Below are 13,186 nucleotides of genomic sequence, written 5' to 3'. Positions count from 1 at the left end.
AGTTTATTTTTGCCCCCAATCAGACAGCGGCTTATCGAATGTCTTGCTATCTACGACGACATTTTGGGGCAAAAGGCTTACCTGCAAAGTCTCCGATGCGCCTGCCGGTACCGTGTATTCGAAACCGACCAGCACTGTACCTTCGTTGGTGGTGTCGTAGTCGGTCGTGGGGGCAGTGCTCCACTTTTGCAGTTTGACCTGGGCCGGATGGTCCACACGCAGTGTCAGCCTTTTGCCATCTTTGTTCAATATCGCGACATTATCGTCTTGAATTTCAACACCTTCGGGAGCCAGCATCACCCATCGCACCGTGGCACTGTTGGCGGTTGCCTTCATCTCATCACGAACTACCACGAAAGCGTCATCCACAATGGCTATGCCGCGACGAGCAGCGGCAAGTTGTCCTTTATAGAGATCCGTTATATCCGATATTCCGTGCTTAAGCGCGTCACTCTCGCCCGAGTCATCTATTTTGGCATAGCCATCCACGCGCTGTAACTGGCCGTTGACCGTAAGTGTGTTGTGGATGAAATTATTGTAGCGTTTGATGGTCCAGCGCTGAGCGTCCTGTTCTTTCCCCCATATGTCCATCCCCAACTTTTCGAGTGAATGGTAGTTTTGGCTGCCTAGGTCAATGGCCCACCGCACGCCGTCGGCGTCCATGACGAATGAACCGATGTCCATGTGCGCGTGGGGGGCAGAAGGTGAACCGGCCTTGAATCCCACAAAAATGGCATCCGGCCTAGTCCAGGAACTCCGCATGAGGGTCACGGGGCTTTTACCCTGTCCGACCCAAACCTTTTTAGAAGGTGGCGTGATTTTGTCGAATTCGACGCCCGCGCCGAGGAGCATCAGCAATGGGAATACGCGATTATCAGCGGAGCGTGATAGATCGCCTTTCTGCAAATAGGCTTTTTCGACCCAGAGAAGTGACGGGTCATTGCTTTTTTTGGCGAAATAAAACACCGCCGGACTTAATTTTCCGTGGCCGCCGCCTGCATCACTATAATTGAATGGATACCTTGAGGTTCCAATCATGTTTTCGTAGTACCCGGCGGTCTCCATGAAACCCGGTCGATTGGAAAGACCATAATCGGTGCCGAATGCTTTTTCAAGGGCCGTAAGAAACAAGACATTGAAGGTGGTGCCGTAATTCCAGTAGCCGTACCCTTCGGGATAAGCGCCGTTTGGAGCGTAGTCCTCCATGGGTAGTTTGATGGAGTTGACAGCGCGTTTGATTAGCTGTTTTGCCAAGTCAGGATGATCTTCGTAAACAGCCAGTGCCCCGAACGTAATGCCCGCATTGCAGACCTGATTCCAGTTATTGGACCGTTGCAGCCAACTGTTGTAACGTTTGTCCTGCGATGTTTTCAGTCCTTTTTCCACGATTGCCCGGCTTATCTTTTCCCGGGATGGCGCAGAGAGTTTAGCATAGGTCCAGTCGTAGCCGATAGCCATGGCCATGGTCATTTCGCCTACATCGAGGTAGTGACTGGGGTTCCAGTCTTTGAATTCGGCAATGGCAAGCATTTCCTTTTCTGCCCGATGGGCGTACTTTTCATCGTTGGTGAGTCGGTACGCATAGCTCAGGTTAAAAATACGCTGCAGTGCCTCCCGGGACTTACCCAGCAGGCGACGTCCTTCCAGAACCCGTTCGATGGGTGGCAATGGAATGGTCTTATCCGACTCGACCAGAATAGCCTGGTGAACGTTCCGCCAAATCGGATCCGAAGCTATCGTTTTCAGAATTCCCTGTTCCTCACCCTCCATCATCAATACGCGCGGATGTTGCGCGGGGGGATCTGGTATTGTTTGGGCAGTAACAGAAGGTATACAAAGCAGCATCAAGCCGAATAGCCAGAAGCTACTCGCATTTTTCAGACATTTCATAGAGGATGGGATTGTGACTATAAAAAGTAAAGCCGCCCCATGAGCATTTCTAATGCAAACGGGGCGGCTTTTCTAGGGTACAGTGGTGAGGAGCCATAAAAACCATTCTCCCATTACGTACCTGATCGCACAATCCAAATTGACGTTATCACCAACCTGGATTTTGCTTGATAGCCGGATTTTGGGCCAGCGAATTGAGCGGAATTGGCCAGAGGTAGTGTTTACTTTCGTCAAAAACGGGAACTGCCCAGTCGGTACCTTTATAGACATTGATATATTCCTTGCCTGAAACGGGATCGATGGAGGTCTGCATGGTCGTACCCTTAAAGCGCGCCTGCGCGTCGGCGCTCCAGCGGATGCCCATCGTCGGGATTTCCAGCTTCTTTCCCTGTTTCCATCGTTTCAGATCGTCGTAACGCAGTCCTTCCATGAACATCTCGATGCGACGCTCGCGGCGGATCTCGGCGATGAGCGGCGAGATTCCATCCTTGGTGTAACGAGGATCCACCGGAATACTACCCAGCACCATATGTGGCATTTTGACGCGGTCGCGCAGCTTGTTGATCGAGATATCCAGGTCGCCCTGCGTGATAATACCTAATTCGGCCTGGGCCTCGGCATAAATGAGCAGAGCCTCCGCCAAACGCAGCGTAATAGCCGGCGACTCGCCCGTATTGAATGCTTTGCCAATCATATCGTCGGCGTTGTAATGCTTGATGATATGGTAGCCCGTAGTCGTCTGGTAGCCACCACCCGGTACGCCCAGCAAGCGGGGGTAAGTACGCCCGTCACCCAGGTGGTAGTTGTACTTTTTCGTATCGGCTGGATGGAGCACCGTCTGCCGAAGGCGCGGGTCACGGTTCTCAAATACGTCCTCGAACTTCTCGTCGCCCTTATACAGCGGCGAGAGAGAAATGGGCAACCCATCAGTGCAAAGGTAGTCCTCTACCAAGCTTTTCGTCGCGCCTCCAGTATAGCTAAAGTAGGACTGAACGTGGTTGGTGATAATCCCCAATTTATACTTTCGCCAAGAAATTACCTCCGGGTTACCTGTCAGATCGAGGATGCGGTGGTAGGCGTTGTAGTCGGAGTTTGGGTTTCCGGTGTTGTACAGACGGTAGGGACCTTTTTCCATGAGTTCCTTGGCAGCTTTGGCGGCTTCTTCCAGCCACATTTTCGACTCACCCGCTCCGTGATACTTGTTGAAAGTACCTTCGTAGAGACACACGCGAGCCTTCACCAGCAGAGCCCCCCAGCGGTTGATACGGCCTGGTGCATTGCCGTCGCCCCAGTTGGCGGGTAGTTTTTCTACGGCAAAGTTCAGGTCGGCCAGTATTTTTTGCATGGCCTCCTTGCGGGGCATACGGGCAGCATAGAGTTCCTCTGAATCTACGCTCAACTCCCGCTCGACGTAAGGCACATCGCCATACTTGGCTACTTTCTCGGCGTAGAACCAGCCCCGGAAAAGGCGTGCTTCCCCGATGTACTTATCCTTGGTAGCCTGGGGAATGGCGGCTTTGTTGTAGTTGGCCATGCCCACATTGATGGTTCGGACGAAGTTCCAGCCCTGGTACCCAAACCAATCGGGATTGGAGGGGATATTGTGCTTGCCCGCCCGCAACTGTTGAAAGAATACGTGACGAGGCTCGCGGGGTGCCATGTTGTCCGACAATTCATCCTGCTGCCAAATGCTCGAGAAGTGACTGTCGAAACCGTCTTTGTGGCCCATCATGATGGGAATCGCCGTATCGTTCCGCAACAGGTTGTAAAGCGTGGTGTTGTACACAGCTAGGTCGTTCTCCGTGTTCCAGAAAGTCTCGTTAGTGATTTGATCCAACGGAAACTTTTCCAGCAAATCGTCATTGCAACCGCTTAGCAGGAACGTAGCCAGCAGCGCGGAACTGTATTTAAAAATGTTCTTTTTCATGTTGATTTGATTATGAATTGAATCGTTGATTTGTTCCGCTCGCCCGGAGTGGTTTTCGCAATCAACCGTCAATTGTCCATTAAAATGATACATTAATCCCCACCGTACCAATCCGTTGCATCGGGTACTCGATCGTCGGCGTTTGGATAGTCTCGGGGTCGAGTGGCTTGCGAATCTTGCTGAACTCGAAGAGATTCATTCCCGAAACGTATATCTGCGCCCGGCTCATTCCGATCTTGCTGCTGATGGCAACGGGTAGTGTGTAGCTTAGCTGAATGTTCTTGGCCCGGAGATACGAGGCGTTCTGCAGAAAGCGGCTTTGTCCCTCGACATTCTTCTTATCGCTGGTCGAGATGTGCGCAGCGGGGAAGTAGGCATTGGGATTCTCGGGAGTCCAGGTATCGGTGATGTAGTAGTTCTCAACGTGACCGGCGTTAAACGGGTAAAACCAGTTCCAGTTGCCATTGCCCGGCAGGTAGTCGGCCTTGCCGATACCCTGAAAGAAAGCCGTCAGGTGCAGGTTCTTGTAGCCAATGCTGGTGTTTATTCCAAAGCTGTAACGGGGCGAACTGTTGCCAATGATGCGTCGGTCCCCCGGATCTTCGAGGGTGTTTTTGCCGGGGCTGATAATACCGTCGCCGTTCAGGTCGGCGTACTGAATGTCGCCGGCCCGCCAGTTGTTGCCAAGGCGCGATTGGTCGGGTGCCGCGGTGACCGCATCCTGGGTTTGGAATATACCAACCGTTTCGTACCCCCATATTTCACCAAGTTTTTGGCCGACGTAGAAGATACCCTGTCCGGGGTTCGGCAAGGCACCGCTGGGATTCTGGAAGCGGGTAATGGTAGCCTGGGCATCCGCCAGGGCCAGTGTCACATCGTAATTCCAATTCGTTTTAAACTTGTCACGCCATGTGAGGGACAATTCCCAGCCCTTGGTACGGAGGTCGGCGGCATTCTCCTGGGGAGCGTTGACACCCAGGATGTCCGGATAATCGACATTCATGAGCATGTCCTTGGTATCGCGGGTATACAGGTCGAACGAAAGATCCAGGCGGCTCCGCAACACCGTCAAGTCCAGGCCGATGTTCTTGGAAGTAACGGACTCCCAGGTAAGGGTAGGGCTAACCAGGCCCGCCGGAGAAACGAAAGGAACGGTGCTGTTAGCGAACAGGAAAGGAGCTTGTCCGGTACCCATCGCTGAAATATAAGGGTAGTACAGCTGGTTTCCGTTGCTGCGGTTCTGGATCGTCTGGTTCCCCAAAGTACCGTAGGAGGCACGTAGTTTCAGGTTGTCGAGCCAGCCGTTGGTACCCGCCATGAAGCTTTCGTTATTGATCCGCCAGCCCGCCGAGAAAGAGGGAAAGAAACCAAAGCGACTATCCTTCGGAAAGCGCGAAGTACCGTCGTAGCGGCCGTTGGCTTCCAGCAGGTACCGATCGTCGTAGTTATAAGTCATTCGGTAAAACACACCGCGCAGGGCCACGTGCGACTTCCCCCCCAGCGTCCGCTGCACGCCCGTCGTGGCATTCAGGTCAGTGACGAGCGGTGTGATGAGCGAGCGAGCCTGGGAGTAAATCGAGGTATTTTTACCTGCCTCCTCGTTGTAGCCTACCATCGCCGTCAGGTTATGCTTTCCCGTGTTTTGCAACGTGTATTGCGCATAGGCATTTATGACATAATACTGATTGTAACGATTGCGGTTCTCTATCCAGTCGTCGCCGCTGAATCCGTTGCTGAGCGGACTCTTAGCCAGCAGATCGGTGTCCACGATTTCGATCTTGCTCTGCACGTCCTGGTACATCTCGTTAAAGAGGTTGTAAGAGAAATTCCCCTTGATCATCAGGCCGGGAAGCGGCGTAAGCGTGGCCCCCTGCGTCAACCAGATATCGTTTCTCGTGAACGTCTCGCGGCCCCCATCCTGCAGATACGGGAAGAAGTTGGTGCCACCAAAGTACTTGCCGATGTACTGTGAATACTGGTCGCGATCGCCGGGGGTTACGTAGAAAGGCAGGTCAGGGAATTGAATGGGCTGGATCGGGTTAACCCGCGCCAGCGAATTGATGTTCACATCCCAGTTATAGAAGTGGGGCTTGTCGCTGTTCTGGGAGTTGAAAACAACCTTATTATCCAGATTCAGCCATTTATTCACTTGAAAGTCCGCTTTCACCAGCATGTTGTAGCGCTTGAACGTTTCGTTGTTCATCCGCAGATAGCCATCTTTGCTAAAACGGCCCAGTGAAACAAAAAACTTGGCCTTTTCGCTGCCACCTGCCACCGACAGATCCTGCTGGTTGGTAGGAGCTAAGTCGGTCATAATTTTTTCCTGATATCGGTTAAAGCCATAGTACTGCAAGCGGCCATTCACCACGCCCCATTCGTTGGCTGCAATGGGATTCTCGGAGTACTTCTTGGTGGCCGCCACAAAATCGGCGTCGTAAGAAGGATTGCCGTTGGTACGGATGTTGGCCAGGTTCCGGGCCTGCACGAACACGTATGGATCGGTGACGTTATCCATGTTGAAGATCGGCTTGGCCAGCGAGAACTGAGAACCAAAATTCACCTGAATTTTACCCGCCTTGCCACTTTTTGTCGTGACCAGCACGACTCCGAAGGCCGCCCGAGCACCGTAAACAGCTGCTGCCGAAGCATCTTTCAGCACGCTGATGCTCTCAATATCATTGGGATTAATCCGGTTGATATCCATCGGCACGTTGTCCACCAGAATAAGTGGGGCACCGCCGTTGATGGATTCATACCCCCGAATGTTAAAGGTGGGCGACACGGAGGGATCACCGTTACGCACCGTAATGTTGAGGTTGGGGATGACGCCCTGCAGACCTTCGCCCGTGTTAGCGATGGGGCGGTTTTCGATTCGCTTGGCATCAGCCACACCGACCGCACCAGTCAGGTTGACCTTTTGCTGGGTACCGTACCCCACTACCACCACTTCGTTAAGTACCTTGTCCTCAGCAGAAAGGCTGAGGTCCACCGTACTTTGACTGCCAACGGCAATTTCCTTTGAACCGTAGCCCACAAAGCTGAAAACCAGCGTAGTATTGCTTCCCGGAACGGTAAGCTGGTACTTGCCTTCCCCATTGGTAGTGGTGCCTCGTGTCGTGCCTTTGACAACAACGCTTACGCCTGGCAGCTCTGCGCCAGTTTCGTCCTTGACGGTACCCGAGACCGAGCGATCCTGGGCATGAGCAGAATGCGGCATGTTCGCTCCGAACAGGAGTATAGCCGTAACAAATGCAAGGGAACGCCAATTCAGGGAGTTCCACAGTTGCCTCGTAAAAGGTTTTTTCATAAATTAGCAAATAAGGTTAGTTGTTGGTTTTGAGAAACTTGCATTACTGAAACGTTGCTTTGGCGAGTGGACGGTTCAGTAAATCGACCTTGCGGTGGTAGCCTGGCTACTGCCGTTTTTTTGTGTTTTTTTTCTTTACATAGGCAAAAGGGTTTGTTCAACTATTTGTATAAAAATTCATTGATATTATCCAAGAGTGACGAGAATGTCATCAAGTACCCCCTATTTTGATCGGTTAATCGGGTTGAAGGCGTGGGTATATGGTATTGCACAGAACACTCAGGGGAAGACACCTGAGCCTTGATTTTGGCAGGACATGCCAAAATCAATCGGGAATTTCACAAAAATTGCGGAGAATTGAGAGTAAAGTAATGCATTAAAACCAATCTACTCTTCTCTAAAAAAAATTGGCATAAAAAAACCCCGGAAGCGATTAGCTTCCGGGGTTTTGATTGGAGAAAGGCAGGATAAAAACGAGTGTTGTTTTACGATTTTATTCCCGAGCCATGCTCCCTGTTTTCTATTCCCAACCTGGATTCTGTTCGAGGGCGGGGTTAGCGGCTAAGTCTCCCAGAGGGATAGGCCAGAAGTAGTGCTTGCTTTCATCAAATACCGGATTTTCGAAGTCGGTACCTTTGTAGACATCTATGTACTCCTTACCCGACTTGGGGTCGATGGAAGTCTTCATACTGGTGGGGCTGAAACGCGCCTTGTTGGCTTCGCTCCAACGCATTCCGTAATCCTTCATGGTCAACAGCTTACCCATTTTCCAACGCTTGATGTCGGGATAGCGGTGGCCTTCAACGGCCAGCTCGATGCGGCGCTCGCGGCGAATCTCAGCAATAAGTGGTGAGACACCATGAATAGCGTAGTTGGGATCAACTGGGACAGCACCCAACATCAGGTGAGGCATGCCCACGCGGTCACGCAGCTTGTTGATCGACATATCCAGATCAGCCTGCGTGATCGTGCCTAATTCGGCCATGGCTTCGGCGTAAGTAAGCAGTGCCTCACCGAAACGCAGGATGACGGCGGGCATCTCGCCCTGATTGTAGGCTTTGCCGAGCAGGTCGTTGACGTTGTAGTTCTTAATGATGTGATAGCCTGTGGTGGACTTTACTCCGCCACCCGGGTTTCCTTCCAGACGTGGATAGGTACGGCCATCATTCTGATCATACTGGTACTTCTCCGTTTCAGAAGGCCGCAAGACTGTCTGACTCAGCCGGGGATCACGATTTACGAAAACATCCTCGATCGTTTCGTCGCCTTTGTAGAGCGGAGAAAGCGAAATAGGCAGGCCGTCCGTGCAAAGGTAATCATCCACTATGCTTTTGGTGAGCCCTCCCGAGTAGCCGCGGAAATAGTTCAGGACGTGGTTGGTGCGTACACCGACCTTGTACTTGCGCCACTGGATCACCTCCGGATTTCCCGTAAGGTCAAGCATCCGGTGCGTAGCGTTGTAGTCATTCTGCGGATCGCCCGTCATGTAAAGGCTGTAAGGGCCCTGCTCTATGAGTTCCTTGGAAGCCTTAGCCGCCTCTTCCAGCCACATCTTCGAATCACCGATCCCATGGTACTTGTTAAAAGTACCTTCAAAAAGGCACACGCGAGCCTTTACCAATAGGGCAGCCCAGCGGTTGAGACGACCCGGTGCGTTGCCATCGCCCCAATCATTGGGTAGTTTGGTGCTGGCAAAGTTGAGGTCTTCCAGTACTTTCTTCATTACCTCGGCCCGGGGGGTGCGGGCAGCGAAGAGTTCTTCGGAGTCAATGTTCAGCTCACGGTCTACAAAAGGCACATCCCCAAACTTGCCTACCTTTTCGGCGTAAAACCAGCCGCGCATCAGGCGGGCTTCGCCAATGTACTTATCCTTGGTGGCCTGCGGAATAGCCGCCTTGTCGTAGTTGGCCAGGCCTACATTGATATCCCGAACAAAAAACCAGCCGTCGTAGCCGAACCACTGGTCGCCACCGGTCGTGTTGTGCATGCCGGCCCGTACCTGCTGAAAGCGGTTGTGGCGGGCTACCCGTGGGGCCATATTGTCCGTAAACTCGTCTTGATTCCAGAGACTGCCGAAGTGGCTGTTAAAGCCCTGGTCGTGGCCGTGCAAGATAGGCACATTGATGTCATCACCGATACGGTCATACAAACGGTTGTTGTATACCAGTAAGTCATTTTCCGTGTTCCAGAAGGTCTCGTTGGTTATTTGATCCAGCGGGTATCTTTCCAGGAAATCGTCGTTGCAACCGCTCGCCAGGAACGTCACCAGCAATGCGGCGCTGAATTTTAATAGGTTCTTTTTCATATTATATATTTTAAATGATTCATCTGTGGAAGCTGTCAGCAATCATAGGTCAGCGTAAAGCCAACAGCCGATTGCCGACAGCCGACTGCCTTCTACTAAAATGACACATTGATTCCCAAAGTACCGATCCGCTGCATGGGATACTCAATGCGGGTCGTACGGATACTTTCGGGGTCGAGAGGCTTGCGAATCTTGGAAAACTCAAACAGGTTCATGCCTGCAACGAATATCTGCGCCCGACTCATACCAACCCGGCTGAGCAGTTTGCTAGGCAGTTCGTAGGCCAGGGTGATATTCTTGGCCCGAACGTAGGCGGCGTTCTGCAAAAAGCGGGTCTGCCCTTGAATGTTCTTTTTGTCGTTGGTCGAGATGTGGGCCGCAGGAAAATAGGCGTTCGGATTCTCAGGCGTCCAGCTATCAGTGATAAAGTACCGCTCTACGTGTCCCGCATTGAAGGGGTAGAACCACGTCCAGTTGCCATTGCCGGGGAGATAATCGACTTTACCGATTCCCTGGAAGAAGGCAGTAAGCGAGATGCCCTTCCAGGCCAGCCGGGTGTTGATCCCGAAGCTTAGGCGGGGTGTCTCGTTACCGATGATGCGGCGGTCACCGGGATCGTCCAGAGTACCATTACCGGGGCTGATTTCTCCGTCACCGTTCAGGTCGGCATATTTAATATCACCTGCCTGCCAGCCATTGCCAAGGCGCGACTGATCAGCATGATTGGCTACTTCATCGTCCGTTTGGAATATACCTTCGGTTTCGTAGCCCCAGATCTCACCCAATTTTTGACCTACGTAGTAACGATCACCAGAGGGCAAGGCATTGGTAGGATTTTCAAACTTCGTAATGGTAGCCTGGGCATCGGCCAGAGCAAGCGTCACGTCATAACTCCAATCGGTCTTAATTTTGTCACGCCAGGTAAGAGACAATTCCCAGCCACTTGTACGAAGATCCGCCGCATTTTCTTTGGGTGCACCAGTTCCCAGCAGTACGGGATACGATACGTTCATCAACATATCTTTAGTGTCGCGGTGGTACATATCGAATGACATATCCAGGCGGCTTCTTAACAGCGTAATATCGAAACCCAGGTTCTGAGAAGTCACCGACTCCCAGGTGAGCGACGGACTTACCAGTCCGGCTGCCGATACGTAAGGGATCCGGCCGTCATTGAGCATGTAGGACGATGTTCCTGTACCCATCGTTGAAATATAAGGATAGTAATTTTGACTGCCATTAGGATTCTGAATGGTTTGATTGCCCAAAGTACCGTAGGAAGCACGAATTTTCAGGTTGTCCAACCAGCTGTTGGTACCTGACATGAAGTTCTCCTCGCTGATTCTCCAGCCCGCCGAGAACGAGGGGAAGAAACCGAAGCGACTATCCTGGGGAAAACGGGAAGAGCCATCATAACGCCCATTGGCCTCCAGCAGGTAGCGATCATCGTAGTTGTACGTCAAGCGATAGAATACGCCACGCAGCGATACGTGCGATTCGCCGCCGCCCGTTTGCTGCACGCCCGTGGTAGCACTGATATCCTGGATCAAAGGGGTAATCAATTGTCGGGCCAACGCAACAACCCGACGATTTTGGCCAAGTTCCTGGTTGAAGCCCACCATCGCCGAGATATTGTTTTTGCCAAAAGTAGGCAAGTCGTACTGGGCGTAGGCATTCATAACGTAGTACTGATTGTAACGATTATCGTTTTCGATCCAGTCGTCGCCACTGAATCCGTTCGAGATCGGATTCGGGTTATTCAAATCGAAACTATTCATTACATTGATCTTGCTTTTTACATCCTTCGCCATCTCATTGTAGATGTTGTAGGAGAAATTCCCCTTGATCGTCAACCCTTTGAAGGGCGTGAGGGTAGCTCCCTGAGTCAGCCACACATCGTTTTTCGTAAAGGTCGATCGACCTCCCTGCTCCAGATAAGGCAAGAAATTAACCTGATCGTTGTACATGCCAATGTACTGCTCATACTGCTCGCGGTCGCCCGGAGTCTGGTAGAAGGGAAGATCAGGAAACTGAATGGGATTGAGCGGATTCACTCTGGCAAATGAGTTGATGTTCACATCCCAGTTGTAAAAGAAAGGCTTGTCGGAATTTTGCGAGTTGAAAACTACCTTAGTATCAAGGTTCAACCACTTATTGACCTGGAAATCAGCCTTAGCCATCAAGTTGTACCGCTTGAATTTTTCGTTGTTCTGACGGAGGTATCCGTCCTTGCTGAAACGTCCCAATGAAACCAGGAACCGCGCTTTTTCGCTACCGCCAGAAATCGACAGATCCTGCTGGTCGGTGGGTGCGTAGTCGGTCAAGAGCCTGTTCGTGTAGTTGTTATAGCCATAAAACTGCAGCTGACCATTCACCACGCCCCAGGTATTTTCCAGCGTAGGATTCTCGGAGTACCTTTTGGTGGCAGCTACAAAGTCAGGATCATAGGCGGGAGCACCGTTCGTGCGAATGGTGGCCAGGTTCCGGGCCGTCACAAACTCATAGGGATCGGTAACCGGATCAATGTTCAGGATGGGCTTGGCCAGCGAGAGTTGAGTGCTGAAATTTACACTCACCTTGCCCGCTTTTCCTTTTTTAGTCGTGATAAGTACCACCCCGAAGGCGGCCCGCGCTCCGTACACAGCAGCGGCAGAAGCATCTTTCAAAACCGAGACACTTTCGATGTCATTGGGGTTGATGCGGTTGATATCCATCGGTACATTGTCCACCAGTATCAGGGGCGACCCACCGTTAATCGACTCATAACCCCGGATATTGAATTGCGTAGCCTGCGACGGGTCACCGTTGCGAACCTGAACATTCAAATTGGGAATCACGCCCTGCAGGCCTTCACCCGCGTTGGCGATCGGACGGTTTTCGAGGCGTTCAGCTCCGGCCACCCCCACGGAACCCGTGAGGTTTACCTTCTGCTGTGTACCATACCCCACCACCACTACTTCATTGAGGACTTTATCTTCGATGGTTAATTGAGGGCTGATAGTGCTTCGCGTACCCACCAATTCCTCAATCGAGCCGTAACCCACAAAGCTAAATACTAGCGTAGTAGAGTTGCCAGGTATACTGATTTGGTATTTTCCTTCGCCATCGGTGGTAGTTCCGCGCGTGGTACTTTTCACCACTACACTCACGCCGGGCAAAACCTGCCCCTCGGTGTCGGTAACGGTTCCGCGCACGATGCGGTCTTGGGCCACGGCCTGCGTTGGCAAAGTCGCTCCTACTACAAACAGCGCCAGCACAAGCGGCAGGGCCGTCGTGCGGAGTAGCTTTTGCAGTACGTTTTGAAGTTGTACTTGTTTTGTCATAATCATGTCCTTTAGGTTGTAGGTTATGGGCGGTTAAATGCAAAACTGACTAAGTATGCCAAAACCCAGACAGCGGTTATATATTTTTTTGTTTACATGGGATTGGGGTTTATGGTTGATAAATCAGTTTTAGCAGTGTAGTTCAGGAAAGGCGGTCTATGGTTTTTTGCACTTCAATTTCGACTTCGAAATCGGTCAGGGTTGGCCCCCGGCAATGCAGGGACAGCACTATGTCTCGTGCCAGTTGTACGGACTCTGTCATTTCGGGATTTTCTTCCAGCCAGTTGCTCCACATGCGGTAGTTTTCGCGGGTCGGAGCCAAAATCCACTGCCGGAATGCTTCGTCCCAAACGAAATCCTCGGCGCAGAAGTGACTGTAATGATTCATGCAGTTATAATGGTTCTGCCTTTATATAGACGAAACCGAACGACCG

The 13,186-nt window shown here is 51.8% G+C and carries 6 protein-coding genes; all 6 read right to left on the bottom strand.

Annotation, left to right across the window (positions count from 1 at the left end; translation table 11 throughout):
- Positions 1–3 precede the first annotated feature (3 nt).
- The 6 genes from IE117_RS19085 to IE117_RS19060 all read right to left on the bottom strand — a co-directional run bounded on the left by IE117_RS19085 (position 4) and on the right by IE117_RS19060 (position 13,140).
- The gene (locus tag IE117_RS19085; protein ID WP_189566128.1) at positions 4–1,890 is read right to left on the bottom strand and encodes a heparinase II/III domain-containing protein; all 1,887 of its coding nucleotides are present in this window, start codon (positions 1,888–1,890) and stop codon (positions 4–6) included.
- A gap of 148 nt (positions 1,891–2,038) precedes the next feature.
- Entirely contained in the window at positions 2,039–3,817 is a 1,779-nt protein-coding gene (locus IE117_RS19080) for a RagB/SusD family nutrient uptake outer membrane protein (protein ID WP_189566127.1), read from the bottom strand.
- A gap of 79 nt (positions 3,818–3,896) precedes the next feature.
- Positions 3,897–7,124 (bottom strand): SusC/RagA family TonB-linked outer membrane protein, encoded by a 3,228-nt coding sequence (locus IE117_RS19075; protein WP_229581157.1) that lies wholly within the window; start codon positions 7,122–7,124, stop codon positions 3,897–3,899.
- A 520-nt stretch (positions 7,125–7,644) separates the two neighbouring features.
- The gene (locus IE117_RS19070; protein WP_189566125.1) at positions 7,645–9,429 is read right to left on the bottom strand and encodes a RagB/SusD family nutrient uptake outer membrane protein; all 1,785 of its coding nucleotides are present in this window, start codon (positions 9,427–9,429) and stop codon (positions 7,645–7,647) included.
- Positions 9,430–9,524: 95 nt separating this feature from the next.
- Positions 9,525–12,752: a SusC/RagA family TonB-linked outer membrane protein gene (locus tag IE117_RS19065; protein WP_189566123.1), complete on the bottom strand. Its 3,228-nt coding sequence runs from the start codon at positions 12,750–12,752 to the stop codon at positions 9,525–9,527.
- 142 nt (positions 12,753–12,894) lie between these two features.
- On the bottom strand, positions 12,895–13,140 hold the full coding sequence (locus tag IE117_RS19060; RefSeq protein WP_189566121.1) for a hypothetical protein: 246 nt from the start codon (positions 13,138–13,140) through the stop codon (positions 12,895–12,897).
- Between the last annotated feature and the right edge of the window lie 46 nt (positions 13,141–13,186).

Origin of the sequence: Persicitalea jodogahamensis (genome assembly GCF_014651615.1) — a bacterium.
In the GTDB taxonomy this organism is placed as follows: domain Bacteria; phylum Bacteroidota; class Bacteroidia; order Cytophagales; family Spirosomataceae; genus Persicitalea; species Persicitalea jodogahamensis.
This window is presented reverse-complemented; position numbering and strand designations above follow the sequence as displayed.